Raw genomic sequence first — 17,658 nt, forward strand, 5'->3', positions numbered from 1 at the left:
TTCGTTCAGGTGCTGCATTTCGATGATTTTGTCTTTGATGTGCGATGCCTTGGCACAACCGTTATAATCGGCTGCCAGGGCCGCAGCCCCGATGAGGACGTCGCCTACGCCGACTTTGCAACCGCCATAGGACTGACGGTGATATCCGGCAAAGCGTTCGACCATCATGCCGGCAAATTCCACTTCGCCGTTGAGGAAGATCTGGTCATTGGGAATAAATACGTTGTCGAAGATAACCAGTGCTTCCGTGCCGCCGAATTCGGGGTTGCCCGTATCCATGGGAGCTCCTTCCAGTTTCCGCGTATCGCAGGACTGACGGCCGACGATCATGAAAATGCCTTCGGCATCGGTCGGACAGCAGAAGGAAATAGCGTAATCCTTGTCAGCTTCCCGCATGGCGATGGTCGGCATAACGATGACTTCGTGGGAGTTGATGAAGCCTGTCTGATGGGCTTTGGCACCGCGTACGACGACACCGTCGGGACGGCGTTCGACGACGTGGAGATACAAATCGGGATCATCCTGGGCATGAGGAGCCTTGCCGCGGTCGCCTTTCGGGTCGGTCATGGCGCCATCGACGGTAAAGTCGTTCCGCTGTACCCGGGTGAGGAATTTCTTGAAGTTTTCATGATAATGAGTGCCGTATTTCTGGTCGATTTCATAGGTCGTGGAGAATACGGCGTTGGATGCATCCATGCCGACGCAGCGCTGGAAGCAGGCTGCCGTCTTCTGTCCGAGGAGACGCTGCATCCGGACTTTGTTGATGAGGTCCTGGGTGCTCTGGTGGATATGGGTAAAACGGTTGATCTTTTCACCAGTCAGGGACGACGTAGCCGTCATGAGATCTTCGTATTCCGGCATCTGGGCCAGGTCGTAGGTCATGCGGACCGAGTTCAGGGACGGACGCAGGATGGGGTCATCGACGACGTTGTCGATTTTTTTGCCGAACATGTACACCTGCAGATTGAGCTTGCGCATGCTTTCGATATACTGTTCACCAGTCATTAATGCCATGAGTATAACCTCCTTGTGCTTTTCAGATAACGCACAAGGAGCCCAGGCCCCCTGCGCGTCAAATCAACTTAGAATTTTAAAATCATTGCTTTACCGTCTGTAACGACTACGCCGTCCTGATTGGTAACGACGGTGCGGTAAATCAGACGATGTTTTTCCGGAATCTTTTCAATGAGTTCTGCCGTGCAGGTAATGGTATCACCAATATGTACAGGAGCCTTAAATTTTAATTCCTGTGAGCAGTAAATCGGCGTGCCGCCATGAGCAGCTTTCGTCATGGTCGTGGAGATGATGCCGGCACTGAGCATGCCATGGGCAATACGGCCTTTGAACATGGTCTTCGATGCTTCTACTTCATTGACATGCATCGGGTTGAAATCACCCGTAACACCTGCAAAAGCATATACATCACATTCACCAATTGTTTTGCCGAAAGTGGTCTTATCGCCGACTTTCATTTCATCATAGGTTAATACATCACTCATCGTTATCTCCCTTTCTGTATGAACGATTTACTGTAAAAGCTGGCCGGAAATAATCAATCTCTGAATCTGGTTCGTACCTTCATAAATCTGGGTAATCTTGGCATCGCGCATGAGCCGTTCTACCGGATATTCGCGGATGTAGCCATAACCGCCGAGAATCTGTACGGCGTCCGTTGCAATGGACATAGCCGCATCGGTCGCATACAGCTTGGCCATGCACGATTCTTTCGTGCACGGTTTGCCCTGTTCTTTGAGAGCTGCTGCACGGTACACGAGAAGACGGGCTGCATCCAGTTTCGTTGCCATGTCGGCAAGCATAAAGGAAATAGACTGGAATTTGCAGACCGGTTTGCCAAACTGTTCCCGTTCCTTGGAATACTTGATGGCCGCTTCCAGCGCAGCACCGGCGATGCCCAGGCCCTGGGCAGCAACACCGATACGGCCGCCATCGAGGCCCTGCATAGCGATTTTGAAGCCTTTGCCTTCTTCACCGAGAAGATTTTCTACCGGAACTTTGACATCCTGGAAAATCAGTTCTCTCGTCTTGGAAGCATGAATCCCCATCTTCTGTTCTTCTTTGCCAAAAGTGAAGCCTTCCATTCCTTTTTCAAGGATGAACGCGGAAATCCCTTTTGTGCCTTTTGTCTTATCCGTCATAGCAAAGACGACATAAATGTCTGCTTCCCCGCCATTGGTGATAAAGATTTTGCTGCCGTTGAGGATATAATGGTCGCCTTTACGGACAGCCGTGCTCTGCTGACGGGCAGCATCAGAACCGGCATTGGGTTCTGTCAGGCCGAAAGCACCCAGTTTCGTTCCTTCTGCCAGCGGTGTGAGGTATTTTTTCTTCTGTTCTTCTGTACCAAATTTCCAGATAGGCCATGCGCACAGAGAAATGCTGGAGGCATACCCGGCAGCTACGGCGTCATCAACCTTGGATAATTCTTCATTAGCCAGGATATAGCTTACATAACTGCCATCACTTCCACCGTATTCTTCGGGGAAAAAGATGCCGCACAAGCCTAATTCACCAATTTTATCAAAGATTTCACGGGAAAATTCTGCTTTTTCATCCCGTTCCTGGACAGTCGGTGCAATTTCCTTTTCTGCAAATTCGCGTACCAATTTCTGAATCGCCTGCTGTTCATCAGAGAATTCAAAATTCATAAAAAAATACCTCCTTAAATTATACGCCTCATAAGGCATTTATTCAAAACTATTTTCATAGTTTTAAAGCAGAATTACTTCTATATCGGAATAGATAAATATGACAATTTCTTTTGCAATTTGTTCGTATATGAGTTATAATTTGTATATACGTTTTACGTCTATATTCTACCATTTTTCACATAAAATAGCAATATTCGCCGATAAATTCCTTTTGTGGTTTATATCTGCCCGTGCTATAACCAGACTTCTCAGTCTTGTATCACCTATTTCCATTTGCAAGTATGTCCCATTTTCGCTATACTGATGATTGTGAACTTCAATGTACTGCCTGCGATTTACCGTCATCATATATATTTTAAAGGAGGTAATATAGGATGCCCTATACCACGCACCGCCCTACAGCCCGTGTATTGGACATTATGCAGCTTCTTTCCACATCGAAGGAAGGCTGCTCCCTGACAGAAATTGCCACGGCTATCTCTGTCCCCAAAAGTACGATTGTTCCCATTATCCGCACACTGTGTGAACGCCGCTTTATCACCCAGCATGGATCCAACAAGTATACAGTCGGCATCAGCGCTCTCATCGTCGGATCCGCCTGCCTGCAGGACATGGACATACTAGAACTTTTCAAAGCCCAGATGAAACGCATCGTCAATGCCACATCGGAAGCCTGCCAGCTCGGTGTTCTGGTAGGCGGTGATGTACTCTATCTGGCAAAAGAAGAATCTCCCGAACCGATACGGCTCATTTCTTTCGTCGGCAAACGGCTTCCTGCTTACAGCACGGCTATCGGAAAAGCACTGCTAAGCGAATACACCCTGCAGGGCCTGCAAACACTCTATCCCCAGGGGCTGGCCCCGGTAACAGAACGGACCTGTACAGACTTTAACCGTTTCTATGATGAATGCCAGCAGGGCAAGACGCTTGGATATTTCACGGATAAAGAAGAAATTTCTCCCGGCATCAATTGTTTCTCCGTTCCCCTGGCGTATCACGGTCATTATATCGCTGCCATGAGCGTCAGCATCCCTTCTTTCCGCCTGACAGAAGAAAAGAAGGAAAAAACCATTGACGCATTGAAGACATCGAAGGAAAAACTGGAACACACCTTTACGGAACTGAACATCAACGATATTGATTTCTTTGCCAAATCATTCCAGTCCCAGCCAATATAAGATGTTAAGTCACTACATGTATAAAAAAGACCTGTTCTCAGCAACAGGTCTTTTTTATATCTGAATTTTGTTGTTATTTACTATAAACGTACAGCTAAAAAGGTATCGTACAAAGCACCACTGCTTCGTACGATACCTTCTTTATTAGCTGCAAACTAGTATGAATTACTGAAGATATCCGCCGGACATTGCCGATGTCGCATATTTGCTATAGCGAGCCAGATAGCCTTTTTTCTTCGGGAAATCAGGCATCTTCCAGTTCTTTTTACGTTCAGCCAGAATAGCATCTACTTCTTCCGCCGTCTTCTTTTCACCTTTTACGCCGATCATATTGATTTTGCGGTTCGGAATGTCGATTTCAATCATATCGCCGTCTTCCAGGAGCGCAATGGGGCCGCCTTCTACGGCTTCCGGTGATACGTGGCCGATAGCCGGGCCCTGGGTAGCACCTGAGAAACGGCCGTCCGTTACCAGTGCAACCGTGCCATCCAGGCGTTCATCAAAGGCAATGGCATCGGTCGTCATGAGGCTTTCAGGCATACCAGCACCTTTCGGGCCTTCATAACGGATAAATAAGATGTCGCCCTGATTGACCTGACCAGTAATGATAGCCTGCTGGCAGTCTTCTTCCGAATTGAATACCCGTGCCGGTCCGATATGATGCATCATATCGGGATTCTTGATAGCCGAGAATTTAACGACACTGCCATCAGGAGCAATATTGCCGTCCAGTACAGCCAGAGAACCATATTTATTCGAATGTTCCGGTTTGCGGATGATATCTTCCGGATTAATGCCATAAGTCTTGAGATAGCCAAGGCCGCGTTCAAAGAAGTCGCTCTTTTCAATCATTTCCAGGTTTTCACCCAGCGTGCGGCCCGTAACGGTCATGACGTTGAGATCCAGTTCGTCTTTGAGATACATCTGGATCATGGGAATCCCGCCGGCATACCAGAGGAATTCTGTAATGTATTTGCCGCTAGGCTGTACATTCGTCAGATATTTGATATTCTTGCCGATTTCATCGAACATGCGCGGATGAATATCAATGCCCAGCTGATGGGCAATAGCCGGGAAATGAATGGTAGCATTGGTAGAACCACTGATAGCCTGATGGACTTTAATGGCGTTGATGAAGGCCGCTTTCGTCATGATTTTTGACGTGGTGATGCCTTTTTCAGCCAGTTCCATAATCTTCTGACCTGCCAGACGGGCATAGCGCTGACTTTCCATCAATGTAGCCGGTACGACAGCATTGCCGGGAAGGGCCATACCAAGTGCTTCAGACATGCACTGCATCGTGCTGGCCGTTCCCATGAACTGACAGGAACCACAGGTCGGACAGCCCGTCAGTTTATAATCACGCATTTCATCTTTGCTGACCAGACCGCGTTTATCACGGGCCGTAATCGGGCCGGCGAGGTCGGATGTCGTGCACCCCGGGCCGCTGCGCATAGAACCGCCGGGAATGTGGATGACCGGCATATCGAGACGGGCAGCTACTTCCAGATGAGCCGGTACGGCTTTATCACAGCTGGAAATCAGAATAACGCCATCCCAGGGAATGACATTGGCATGGATTTCTACCATATCGGCAATGACTTCACGGCTGGGAAGGATAAAGTTCATGCCATCATGGCCCTGAGCCCATCCGTCACAGATATCAGTGACATGGAAATTAGCAGGTTTGCCACCCGTTTCATAGACGCCGATAGATGCCTGTTTAGCATACTTATCGAGGTGAACACTGCCGGGATGGCTTTCACCCCATACATCATCAATCAAAATCTGCGGTTTCGCGAGATCGCCTTCGGAGAATTCGGTGCCGAGTTTCAATGCATCCGACTGGGCCCATACTTTGCGTACGCCTTTACATCTCTGTTCCATTCATGTTCCTCCTTGTTTTAGGGATTGGGAAACAAAATATAAATATAATATGTTATATATGAGAGGCCGTATGCTGCCAGATACAGCATACGGTCTCCTATCGTCATGACGGATTAAAACAGGTTGCCATTTTCATCAAACGGCATAGGAGCCAGTTCCCCGGCTACTTCCATATCCGGGTTAGCTTCAACTTCCGGAAGCAGTGCTTCTGATACGTAAATATCCTGCACTTCCATCGTATTCTTGATGCGGACGATTTTCGGAGCTGTCTTATCAGCTTTCGTAGCCGTTTTCAGGGCAACCTGGATAGCCAGTTTATCATTTTCCGTCCAGAACGGGATCTTGACCATTTCCAGAATCGTCGAGGTAACGGCGTTCGGATATGCTGCAGCATTGACAATCTTATCAACACAGCGCTGTGTCGTTACATCTGCCAGACCCAGGCCATTGGCATTGCCATGGGTTTCTTCCGTAAGATCCAGGACAATCTTTCGGTCGGCATTGAATTCACACTTGGACGGGAATTCGCCGTTCGGGCCAAAGGGAACGCCCGTTTCACGAGGCAGCATGTTAGAAACGTTGGGGTCATGTCCGTCACCGCTGATGTTTTTGCCGATTTCATCGATGATGAGAAGGTCGGCATGTTTGATCATGATATGGCCCATAAGAGCTTTTGCTTTTTTCAAGTATTCCGGTTCCTGTTCGATGATTTCGTCCGGCGTAAGGGCGACAATGGTATGCGTCTGATCTGCCGCATTTTCCAAAAGGCCGACGCCACAAATAATCGGAGCATTTTTCAGAATGACTTTGCCATAGCGCTGGATGTTTTCTGCCATGTGGACAAAGCCTTGTTCATGGACACCTTCGGCGCCATGCTGTTTGCCCATGCCGATGACAGCCATCTTCATCAGGCCGCTTTCATAAGGGCCAACGAACTGCGTATGGGCTTTGATACGGCCCAGCATGATGATACCATCCGATTCGGCTGCATATTTGTCGATGAAAACAGGACGGCCATCATCGGTCGTGCCAATCTGTTTCGTTTCCATAGTTGCACGAATCGGGCATCCTACATAGTCTTCCACAACGCCATAGCCATTGACGATCTGGGTCTGTCCTTCCGGTGTAGCACCGCCATGACTGCCCATAGCCGGGAATACGAACGGTTTAGCACCTTTTTCCTTAACATACGATGCAATGGTCTTGATAATAAGAGCCGTATTGGATACGCCGCGGCTGCCGCAGGTAATGGCAATCGTCATGCCCGGTTTTATTTTGGATGCGATGATGTCACGATCGAGCTGAGCCCGGACAACACCGGGAATATCTTCCGGTTTAATGTACGATAAATCAAACTTCTGATGTACTTTCACCATTTTAGGAATAAATACGTCTTTACATAATTCTCCTACAACACCTGTACCTTGTTTCATACTACTACTCCTCTCTTTACAGCAACAGAACGAATTCGTACTAGTTCCTGCCTCATACAATTGCACATTAATTCGCATATGCACATATGTATACATTTACGAATTTATATATTATTATTGTACTAGAATGGCAGTATCTGTCAAATAACGGGATTGCACCTTATGTTCGGTTGCTATGAGAAAATTACATATATAAAACAGCCATCAACCTTTATGAGTACTGGAATCCGACGGCAATTTTATCAAAGAATGACACATCTGTTATAACACATCTAATATATGTACATATTAGCATATTCTAGTATCCTAGTCTATAAAAAAATCATAACTAATATGATTTTTCTGGCATCATTCATCGGTTTTACGTTATTGTTTTCACATTTGTTCATTTGAACAGATTCATCTGATCCTGTCTCAAAACTGAGACACCGATTTTACAATTATTCATACAAAATAGTTGCAAATAAAATGAAAAAAAGTTATAGTGAAGAAAGGGACATGTACTATTTCATTTAGAAAGCACAGCTTTCTGCTGACACCTGATGATGGGAAAGGATGAAGAAAATGTACAGAAGTAAAGAAATTTTAGGAAGGCCGGAATGGTCTTTTAATCGCAGTGTATTTAAATCCATCGGCTATTCCGATGACGATCTGAAGCGCCCGCTGATTGGCATTGCCAACTCCTGGAATGAACTCGTGCCGGGACACTACAACCTGCGCCAGATGGCCGAAGCCGTCAAAAAGGGAATATACCGGGCAGGCGGTACAGCCTGTGAATTTGGCGTCATCGCCGGCTGTGACGGCACGGCCCAGGGCCACGCTGGCATGCATTATATTCTGCCTTCCCGCGACCTGATTGCCAATGACATCGAAACGATGGTAGAAATCCATCATCTGGATGCCGTCGTGCTGCTCGGCTCCTGTGACAAAATCGTGCCGGGTATGCTCCTTGCGGCAGCCCGCCTCGATATTCCAGTCATATTTATGGGTGGCGGTCCCATGCTGGGAGGCAAGGTATTCGACAACCGCAAATCCGATCTGACTTCTATGTCGGAAGGACTGGGAATGCTGCGTGCCGGAAAAATAGACGAACCTACATTTAACAGTCTGGAAGACGTCTGCGGTCCGACCTGCGGGTCCTGTTCATTCTATGGCTCAGCCAATACGATGAACTGTGTCGCCGAAGCCATGGGGATCTCACTTCCCGGTGCCGCTCTGATTCCGGCCGTCTATGCTGATCGTACGCGCTGTGCCGAACAAACCGGTGAAGCAATCGTACGCCTTACCCAACAGGGCATCACCAGTCATGACATCCTGACGATGGACGCCATTGAAAACGGCATACGCGTCCTTATGGCAACGGGAGGCTCTACGAATGGCGTACTCCATCTGACCGCTATGGCTCATGAATTAGGCATTGATCATGAAACGATGCTGGCCGTCTTTGATAGACTCAGCGCCACAACACCACTCATTGCCAAAGTCAACCCGGCATCATCCTATGATATGGAAGATTTCTATAAGGCCGGCGGTATCCCCAAAGTCATGACAGAAATCCTGCCGCTGCTTCACAAAGACTGCATGACCGTTACGGGCATGACCGTTTCCGAAAATCTGCAGAACTATACCTACAAATACGAATTTAACCCCCAGGTCATCAAAACCATGGCTGAACCGTTCGAATCCCGCAAGGGCCTGGCTATCCTCCGGGGAAATCTGGCTCCGGAAACGGGCGTCACCAAGCCGGCTGCTATTGACCCGTCGATCCTGACGTTTACGGGAACGGCCAAATGTTATAATTCGGAAGAAGAAGCTGAAAAAGCCATCTTGGGCGGCGATATCGTAGCCGGTGACGTCGTCGTCATCCGTTATGAAGGGCCAAAAGGCGGTCCTGGTATGCGGGAAATGTTCAAGGCCATGAAGTATCTGTACGGCCGGGGACTGGCAAAATCGACAGCCCTCGTTACGGATGGACGTTTCTCCGGTACCAACAACGGCTGTTTTGTCGGTCACGTTTCTCCTGAAGCCGCAGATGGCGGCCCCATTGCCCTCGTCAAAGACGGCGATAAAATCACCATTGATATCCCGAACAATACACTGACGCTTCATGTATCAGATGAAGAACTGGCACAACGCAAAAAGAATTGGGTCCGCCCCAAACCGAAATTTACACATGGATGGCTCGGCCTCTATTCCCGCATTGCAAAATCAGCCGCCACTGGCGCTATCCTCGATTTAAACGAATAATAGCAAAAAAGAGCATCCCCGCTGCGGGATGCTCTTTTTTGCTGTTTAGGAAAGAAATTATTTACCTTCTGTCTTCTTCGGCAGGCTCAATGTCAGGAAGAAGCCGCAGGCAAGCATAGCTGCCAGGAAATAAATGCCCGCATAAATGGACATGAACTGCGTGGTCAGCCAGCCAACGATGAACGGACCGACGAAACCGCCGAGGTTGCCGAGAGCGTTGATGATGCCCAGGCTGTCGCCAGCAACTTTAGCTGGGAAAAGCATGGTCGGGATAGTCCAGAAAATCCCCGATGCGCACTGCAGGAACAGGCCGCAGCCGCAGAGGAAGGCAAAGGAAACCCAGGTGTAATCTTTCAGGAAAGCCGATGCCAGGAAGCAAAGAGCAAATCCCAGGAGGGGCAGGGCAACATATTTTTTACGGTTACCGCTGCGGTCAGACAAATGCCCAAAGATATACAAACCGGCCATGCAGGCAAAATACGGAATGGTGGAGAGGAAACCAATGCTGGTCATGCCGCTATTAGTAAGGCTTTTGAGGATAGTCGGCAGCCACATAGCAAAACCATAGATACCTACCTGATAAAAGAAATAGATGAGGATCAGTTTCCACATATTGACACTGCTGAGAATAGTGGAAAGAGACGTAGGCGCATCATCTTCCGAGCTGAGTTCTTTCTGTTCAGCAGCCAGCGTCGTTTCCAGGTATTCCCGTTCTTCTTTGGAAATCCATTTGGCTTCCGACGGACGGTTGCTGATAAGAGGCCACCACACGAAAATGAGCAGGAAAGAAACGGCACCTTCAGCGATGAAAACGGAACGCCAGCCAAAGGTCGTAACCAGCCAGCCGGAGATAGGACCGGTGATGATAGAAGCAATAGCTACATTCATGATGAAGTAGGAATTGGCCCGGCCACGTTCAGACGAAGGGAACCAGTGACTGATGATGACTAGGATAGCCGGCCATACACCGCCTTCAGCAACGCCGACGAGAAAACGCAGGACCAAAAGCTGGGTAGCTGTCTGCACAAACCCGAGGCTGGTACAAATAATACTCCAGGCAAGAATGGAAACAGCTATGAACTTTTTGGCATTGCCCGTTTCAGCAATATGTCCGCCCGGTACCTGGAGAACCATATAGCCGATAAAGAAAATACCTGCTGCCAGGCCGGATAAGGTTGCCGTCATCTGCAACGCATCGCTCATGCCGCCGGCCATAGCAAAACCGATATTAGTGCGATCCATAAATCCGAAAATATAGACGAGGATCGCCGGTGGAATAATGCGCCCCCAGCGTTTAGCCGGGATAGCTTCTGTTGATGCCATACTTAACACATCCTTCTAATAAAATAACCACAAGGTATAATGGCCATATCATAGAAAATAAAATTATAAATACGTCCTTTATATTCATTTCAAGAATAAAGAATATATATTTTCTATAGCCATTATTCATAGAAGTGGTGTGCCTATTATAGCACCATTATTTTGTTTAGCAAGTAGCAGACCAGGTATTTTCAGCATTCTTGTATCCCAATTTTTTATTGTTACCATTCTATTTGTACATAAAAAATGCAGGAATTATATTGTTAACATTAACAATATAATTCCTGCATACTTATCATAAGGAATTACTGCATGGTCCAGCCACCATCGAGAACGATGGGCTGTCCCGTCATATAATCAGAAGCCGGCGATGCCAGGAAAACAGCAGCACCTGCAATATCCCCTACTTCACCGAAGCGGCGCATGGGAATCTTTCCTGTAATATGTTTATAGATTTTTTCTTCACTCAATGCGTCTTTGTTGATATCTGTAATGACATACCCCGGGCAGATAGCGTTGACCTGAATATTGTATTTGGCCCATTCCAGCGCCAGAGCCTTTGTCATCTGCAGGACGCCGCCTTTGGCGACGCAATATGGCAGAACCTGTTTTTCTGCAACAAGGCCAAGCATGGAAGCGATATTAATGATTTTTCCGCTCTTCTGGGCAATCATATATTTTCCGGCAGCCTGTGCCATGAAGAATACGGCTTTCATATCCATATCAATCACACGGTCCCAGTCAGCTTCCGTCAAATCTTCTGCCTTTTTCGTAATTGCGCTGCCGGCATTATTCACGAGAATATCAATATGTCCAAACGCATCCATCGTCTTCTGCATCAGATTGGCGACATCGCTGGCAATGGTAACATCGCATTTGACGCCCAGTCCCTTGACGCCGTATTGTTCCATTTCTTTTGCTACGGCATCGCATTCATCCTGATGACGGCTGACTACGACGACATTGGCACCACTCTGGGCCAGACCTTCCACAATACCTTTGCCAATCCCCTTCGTACCGCCTGTAACAATAGCGGTTTTCCCTGTAAGTTGCAATTTTTCAAACATGTGTCTGTCTCCTCTCTTAATCGCACCAGGCAGCGCCGTTTACATCCAGGATTTCTCCAGAAATATATTTCGCCTTATCACTGGCAAGGAAAATAATCGCTTCGCTGATATCATCGGGTTCACCAAATTTGCGGCCCAGAGGGATAGTCTTAACGAGTTTTGCACACATTTTGGGATCCCATACGGCAGTCATTTTCGTCTGGATAGGTCCAGGTGCAACGGCATTGACGCGGATGCCATAACGGGCCGCAAAGGTAGCCGCCGAAATCGTCACATTGACGATAGCTGCCTTGCTGGCCGAGTAATCGACACCGACAGCACCAGAGCCAGTCTTGGCCGCAATGGATGTAACATTGACAATATTTCCCTTTGTTCCCGTGCGCATCATGGATTCGATGGCCTTCTGGTTAGTATATAACGTTCCGAAGGCATTGATTTTCATGACCCGGTCCCAGCTTTCCGGCGTAACACCGAGGAAATTCATACCACTGGTACAAATACCGGCAATATTGGCAAAAATATCAATACGGCCAAATTTCTTTTCCGTATCTGCTATGAGGGCATCTACATCGGCCGGCTTGCTTACATCACATGCCATAACGCTGGCTGAAAAGCCGTCTTTTTTTAATTCGGCAGCACATTCTTCACATTCAGACAGGACATTGCTGGAAATGACGCAGTGAGCTCCTTCTTCACAAAAACGACGGGCTGTCATGGCGCCGATACCGCGGCCGCCACCGGTTACTACTACAACTTTGTCTTTGAAATCATTCATACTGATCCATACCTTCCTTTTCCATAGAAATATCTATCATTAAATGAAGCTTAAATCCTGTTGTAATCCTGCTGTCTGCTCGGCAATTTCACTTTTATGGCGCTTCAGGATGCGGAGTATTTCTTGCTGTTTTTCTGGCGTAGAACGGTAAATCGGCAGGCTGACACTGATGGCCATCGTCTGGTCTGCCACCTGGATGGGAATGGAAATACATTCAATATCCTTATTTACTTCCCCATTTTCCAGCGCATATCCCTGTTTACGGATCGTATGCAGCTGACTCAGAAGTTCATCGACCGTGCGCACGGTCTGTTCCGTATACTGTTGCAGTACAGGCGGGCAGATACGGCGTACTTCTTCGTCTGTATAGCAACTGAGAAGGCTTTTTCCCAGACTCGTGGCATAGGCAGCCAGCGTCGCCCCTACAGATGAACTGACCCGGATAGCCTGCTGAGGTTCCATTTTAGCAATGTACAGGACATTCATCCCTTCCAAAACACCGAGCTGACAAATTTCATTACAAGCCGTAACGATTTCTTCCATATGTGCTTTGACAATATCGAGGCAGCTCAGTGTGCGGGTGTATGCATATCCCAGACGGAAACAGCTTTTGCCTAGTGTAAAAAGCGAATGCTGGCATTGCAGATATCCTTTTGCTACGAGAGTCATGACAATGGGGTGCAAGGTACCTTTAGAAATTCCCGTCTGCCGGGATAACTCTGTAAAGGATATCCCATTTTCATGACTATACGCCGTTTCCAGAATATCCAGAACGCGGACAGTCGGATTATGTAACTTTTCCTCTTCCATATCTCCCCCTCCTTTTGTTCGAATACACAACATTAGTTCGTATATTCTAACTTCAGGTATAGAATATCATAGCCACAGCGTAAAGTCAATGAAATCACCTTAACCTGCAAATTACGCATGCAGAACCTGACTACCATGCAATATAGGAATTAAAAAAGCTGCTGCACCAAACAGTGCAGCAGCTCTGAAGTGAAGGACGGTTTAGTCTTCGTCGTATGTGAAAATTTTTCCTGGATTCAAAATCAGATTCGGGTCCAGTGCCTTCTTGATGGCCTTCATCATATCGAGAGAAACCGGATCGGTAAATTTCTTCATTTCATTGATTTTCCGCAGACCGATGCCATGTTCACCAGAGAGGCATCCGCCCAGGCTGTAAACCAGTGTATACAATTCGTTGTGATATTTAGGAATGACTTCATTCCACTGTTCCATAGGCATGTCCATTTTCAGGGCATTGACATGGATATTGCCATCACCGATATGGGCAGATGTAGTCGTAGCAATGCCATATTTCTTTTCAATAGCCGGAATCCGGGCCATGAGATCGGCAATTTTATCGACAGGAACGACGATATCTTCGGCAAGCCAGATCTGGCTGTCATTGCGGGCCGCTTCCCCGATATTATACCGTGCGCCCCAGATACGGTCGTCCGCAACCAATGTTTCAACGGAACCGTTCTTTTCGCAGATTTCATCAGCCGTAGCCACACGGTTGTCCAGGTCGTCCTGATCATAGGAATCAATAGTAATAATGATATAGTTCCCATTATCTTTAGAATGAGGAAGGGTCATATTCATGAATCGTTCTTCACTCTGAATCCCTTTATTGTCCAGGAATTCAATAGCTGTCGGCTGAACACCAGCCATAAGGAGCTGGTTCGGTACAGCCAGGGCTTTTGTTTCATCCGTAAAGATGGCAACCATATCAAAGTGATACGGAGCGATAGGACGGAGTTTCAGGCATAATTTAGTAATGATTCCCAACGTGCCTTCACTGCCGCAGATGAGTTTTTCCAGAGCATACCCGGTCGTATTTTTCTGCAGTCGCTTGCCTACCTGGGTAATTTCACCTGTCGGCGTTACGATTTCAGCCCAGTACACCTGATCGCGGGTCGTCCCGTATTTTACGACGCGGCTGCCGCCGGCATTAGTAGCCACGTTGCCACCGATTTCACTGGACGCTTTTGAGCTGGGATCTCCGGCGTAATACAAGCCAGCTTCTTTAGCGGCAGACTGTACGGCCGTCGTAACGGCGCCTGCTTCTACGATCATATACAGTGCTTCTTTATTGACTTCAATGATTTTATTCATTTTTTCCAGGCAGAGAACAATTCCATTATAAACAGGAATTGCCTGGCAGGCAAGGCTGCTGCCACCGCCACGTGGTGTTACAGGAACCATGTATTCGTTGGCCAGCTTCATAATAGCCGCTACCTGTTCCGTCGTTTCCGGGAAAACTACCACTTCCGGCGTGTGGAAATAGGCCGGATTGGTTTCTTCGTCCGTCTTATAAACATCCAGTTTTTCCGGATCTGTCGTCATGTTGTGTTTTCCAAGTAAATCAAGCAGTTTCTGAATCAGTTCAGGTGTTACTTTGTTGTATTTAGGCATAAGTCAGCCCTCCCCGTTTAAAATAGAACGATTAGCAAATCATCCTTTCCTACAAAACGATACATGTCACAGTATATTATACCCCTTGTGATATATATCATTGGATACTAACATGTTAGTTTATTATGATTTATTTGTCAATATAGTATGAAAATAAAGCATTAACTACTAATGTGCCATGAAAACTAGTCACACTATTCATAAAAAAAGCTCTTGCACTCAATGCGCAAGAACTTTTCTTTCACCAGGGAATACATGCATATAAAATACCAATGCCAATTGCCGGAAACATATTGGAAACGCGTATTTTTTTATCAAATGCCAAATTTAATCCAACACAAAAGATCATAACAGACCCGGTTAAAACTATATTAGATAGAACAGCAGCCGATGCAGACGCTTTAAACCACATTCCCAACAGCGTAATCAGTCCTTGTATGATTCCCATCGGGATAGCTGCAAACAAGCAGCCTTTTCCATTGGGAATTGTAATCACCATGATAGTTAAAAAATCAATCACCGTTTTAGTAATCAGCAGGGAACTGTCTCCATAAATACTTTCGGATAACGGTCCCATAACGGCCAACGATCCGATACTGACCATCAAGGATGCCGATACAAAGGCATTGATAAATCGTGCATCATCACTATTTCCACTATGTGCCCTGAGCCATGATCCTAATTTCAGGACCCGGCCTTCAATGTCAATCAATTCTCCCAAAAAACTACCGGCGGACATACAGACAAGCAAAGTTACGGCTCCCGTCGATACCAGCCGCCCGTCTTTAAAGACCAGCATTTCTGCCAGAACACCCGCTGCACCAATAAAAACAAGGCAGATGCCACAGGCAGTCATAACCATTTGTCTATAAGCATCAGAAATCCGATTTCCAATGGTTAAGCCCAGACCACCACCAACAATTATGCCCGCCATATTTAATAACGTTCCAATTCCAACCACGTTTTCTCCCCCATTTATTTTGATAATCTGGAATTATACACTGATTTTCAAAAATAAACCAGGAATATATTCACTTCTATATTGAATTTTTTCTTTTTACTGCAAAGGCTCTATGATTTTTCTTTTAGCTTGTTCTGTGGAAGGACATCGCTAGGAGAACAATCATAAAATTTCCTAAATACGGTGCTAAAATAACTGGCATCCTTAAAACCTATTTTACAAGCCACTTCGGTGATGGTAAACTTGCCACTGCTCAAAAGTTCTCTGGCCTTTTTCATCCTCACTTCTGTCAGATACGGAACAAATCGTTTCCCTGTATATTTTTTGAAAACACGGCAAAAATACCCTTTACTCACGAAATATTCTTTTGTCACCTGATCTAAGGTCAGTTCCTTATCATAATTGGCTTCAATATAGTCCATGACAGATTCGACGAGCTTATCTGCATTATTTTGAACAGAAACCATGTCATATGTAAGTATATCAACCAGATTATTGACATAGTTCAGTGCTTCCTGTGCACTAAGGGCATTGTTAATATCATATATATATTTCTTTTTAGCCCGTCCTGCTTCTTCATCAGTAAGTACATTCCGACCGTATTTATCCAGCAAATCACATCCAAATTTAATGATATTGACTATGAACAAATTACGTGGATATTCTAATTGCTGCATTTCCTTGAAAATATCATATATAAATTTTTTTCCTGCCGGCAGTTCATTGTTAAGTAAAAATTGCTGAAATTGTTCATACGTCTGTGACAGGTCTGCTTTTGAATTTTCGCGTTTCTCTTTGAGTGTACACGTCCCCAGAATAGAAAAACGCCGAAGCTGCCAAAACAGGCCTATATAACACGTTTCTACGGCTTTTTTATAGGTCTGACTAAGTGTGTCTTCATGATGCATATAAACTACGGCAGATAAAAACACATCATAATCACTTTCATATTTTTTAATAGAAGCCTGCAGCATGCCCCGGATCTGACTATTCCAGCAATCGAAGATAAAGACCAGCAAATCACCTTTTGCAATGATAACGGCATACTCGCCCAGTTGCCGGAACGCACCGTGATGAATCCGCACGGGAATACCCGTTCCATCTTCTTTATTATGCCATCCTCCTACAGCACATACAGCTATAGGCGTAAACGTATTGCGATGTGACAGGGCGCGCAGCAATGGTAACACTTTTTCGTCATTACTTCTGATTCGTAATAACTCTACCAGCTGTTCCTTTATAACAACAGGATATTGTTCTTCCAATTTCTTTTCTACTCGTTCCAAATGAGTTTTATCTATTCTCATTTTTAAAGCCTGACCAATACCGGCCTTCAATGTCCTGATCAAATCATGTGGCTTAATTGGTTTGACTAAATAGTCCGTGACCCGTGCATGCATCGCCCGGTGTGCATATTCAAATTCCTTGTATGCCGTCAAAATATAAATAAAGGTATCCGGGTTCGATTCCCGTATTTTTTCAGCCACATCCAGCCCATTAATTTCAGGCATATTAATATCCAACATAACAAATTCTGGATGATATATTTGTACTAACCGTAAAGCCTCTTTCCCATTACTTGCGGTGCCACAAACATGTAACGGCAGGTGATTTTTTTCTATAACTGCTTTTATATACTGAAATACCAACTGTTCATCATCGGCTATCACGAGATTATACATCCCATCACCCCCTCA

Annotated in this window: 14 protein-coding genes; 2 read left to right on the forward strand and 12 right to left on the reverse strand. The window is 46.2% G+C overall.

Annotated elements, in window-relative coordinates; translation table 11 throughout:
* The 3 genes from B2U90_RS03000 to B2U90_RS03010 form a co-directional block, all read right to left on the reverse strand.
* On the reverse strand, nt 1-1,014 hold a 1,014-nt coding region (locus B2U90_RS03000; RefSeq protein ID WP_292017062.1), incomplete at its 3' end, for a 4-hydroxyphenylacetate 3-hydroxylase N-terminal domain-containing protein.
* 68 nt (nt 1,015-1,082) lie between these two features.
* Nucleotides 1,083-1,499, reverse strand: a complete 417-nt coding sequence (locus B2U90_RS03005; protein ID WP_059076373.1) for a MaoC family dehydratase — start codon at nt 1,497-1,499, stop codon at nt 1,083-1,085.
* Between the two features lie 27 nt (nt 1,500-1,526).
* Nucleotides 1,527-2,666, reverse strand: a complete 1,140-nt coding sequence (locus B2U90_RS03010; RefSeq protein ID WP_059076372.1) for an acyl-CoA dehydrogenase — start codon at nt 2,664-2,666, stop codon at nt 1,527-1,529.
* A 377-nt stretch (nt 2,667-3,043) separates the two neighbouring features.
* Here B2U90_RS03010 and B2U90_RS03015 point away from each other — a divergent pair, with 377 nt between their 5' ends.
* A complete protein-coding gene (locus B2U90_RS03015; protein WP_059076371.1) occupies nt 3,044-3,847 on the forward strand; it encodes an IclR family transcriptional regulator in 804 nt (267 codons plus the stop codon).
* A gap of 165 nt (nt 3,848-4,012) precedes the next feature.
* Here the strand turns inward: B2U90_RS03015 and ilvD (B2U90_RS03020) are convergent, their stop codons facing one another.
* Nucleotides 4,013-5,734, reverse strand: a complete 1,722-nt coding sequence (gene ilvD, locus B2U90_RS03020) for a dihydroxy-acid dehydratase (RefSeq protein WP_075581782.1) — start codon at nt 5,732-5,734, stop codon at nt 4,013-4,015.
* Between the two features lie 113 nt (nt 5,735-5,847).
* Complete coding sequence (locus tag B2U90_RS03025; RefSeq protein ID WP_059076369.1) at nt 5,848-7,167, reverse strand: lactate racemase domain-containing protein; 1,320 nt, start codon at nt 7,165-7,167, stop codon at nt 5,848-5,850.
* A gap of 564 nt (nt 7,168-7,731) precedes the next feature.
* Between B2U90_RS03025 and ilvD (B2U90_RS03030) the strand changes: the two genes are divergently transcribed.
* The gene (gene ilvD, locus B2U90_RS03030) at nt 7,732-9,414 is read left to right on the forward strand and encodes a dihydroxy-acid dehydratase (protein WP_292017063.1); all 1,683 of its coding nucleotides are present in this window, start codon (nt 7,732-7,734) and stop codon (nt 9,412-9,414) included.
* 57 nt (nt 9,415-9,471) lie between these two features.
* Here the strand turns inward: ilvD (B2U90_RS03030) and B2U90_RS03035 are convergent, their stop codons facing one another.
* The 7 genes from B2U90_RS03035 to B2U90_RS03065 form a co-directional block, all read right to left on the reverse strand.
* A complete protein-coding gene (locus tag B2U90_RS03035; RefSeq protein ID WP_059076367.1) occupies nt 9,472-10,737 on the reverse strand; it encodes an MFS transporter in 1,266 nt (421 codons plus the stop codon).
* Nucleotides 10,738-11,042: 305 nt separating this feature from the next.
* Nucleotides 11,043-11,804 (reverse strand): SDR family NAD(P)-dependent oxidoreductase, encoded by a 762-nt coding sequence (locus B2U90_RS03040; RefSeq protein ID WP_075581779.1) that lies wholly within the window; start codon nt 11,802-11,804, stop codon nt 11,043-11,045.
* A gap of 16 nt (nt 11,805-11,820) precedes the next feature.
* The gene (locus B2U90_RS03045) at nt 11,821-12,579 is read right to left on the reverse strand and encodes an SDR family NAD(P)-dependent oxidoreductase (RefSeq protein ID WP_059076365.1); all 759 of its coding nucleotides are present in this window, start codon (nt 12,577-12,579) and stop codon (nt 11,821-11,823) included.
* A gap of 39 nt (nt 12,580-12,618) precedes the next feature.
* Nucleotides 12,619-13,389 carry an IclR family transcriptional regulator gene (locus B2U90_RS03050; RefSeq protein ID WP_059076364.1) on the reverse strand — a complete coding sequence of 257 codons (771 nt, stop codon included), beginning with the start codon at nt 13,387-13,389 and terminating at the stop codon, nt 12,619-12,621.
* A 201-nt stretch (nt 13,390-13,590) separates the two neighbouring features.
* The gene (locus tag B2U90_RS03055) at nt 13,591-15,000 is read right to left on the reverse strand and encodes an FAD-binding oxidoreductase (protein ID WP_292017064.1); all 1,410 of its coding nucleotides are present in this window, start codon (nt 14,998-15,000) and stop codon (nt 13,591-13,593) included.
* 241 nt (nt 15,001-15,241) lie between these two features.
* Entirely contained in the window at nt 15,242-15,961 is a 720-nt protein-coding gene (locus tag B2U90_RS03060; RefSeq protein WP_072235726.1) for a DUF554 family protein, read from the reverse strand.
* Between the two features lie 110 nt (nt 15,962-16,071).
* On the reverse strand, nt 16,072-17,643 hold the full coding sequence (locus B2U90_RS03065; protein WP_059076361.1) for a response regulator transcription factor: 1,572 nt from the start codon (nt 17,641-17,643) through the stop codon (nt 16,072-16,074).
* Nucleotides 17,644-17,658: the final 15 nt, after the last annotated feature.

The organism is Megasphaera sp. UBA4233, assembly GCF_002395615.1.
GTDB lineage: Bacteria > Bacillota > Negativicutes > Veillonellales > Megasphaeraceae > Megasphaera > Megasphaera hexanoica.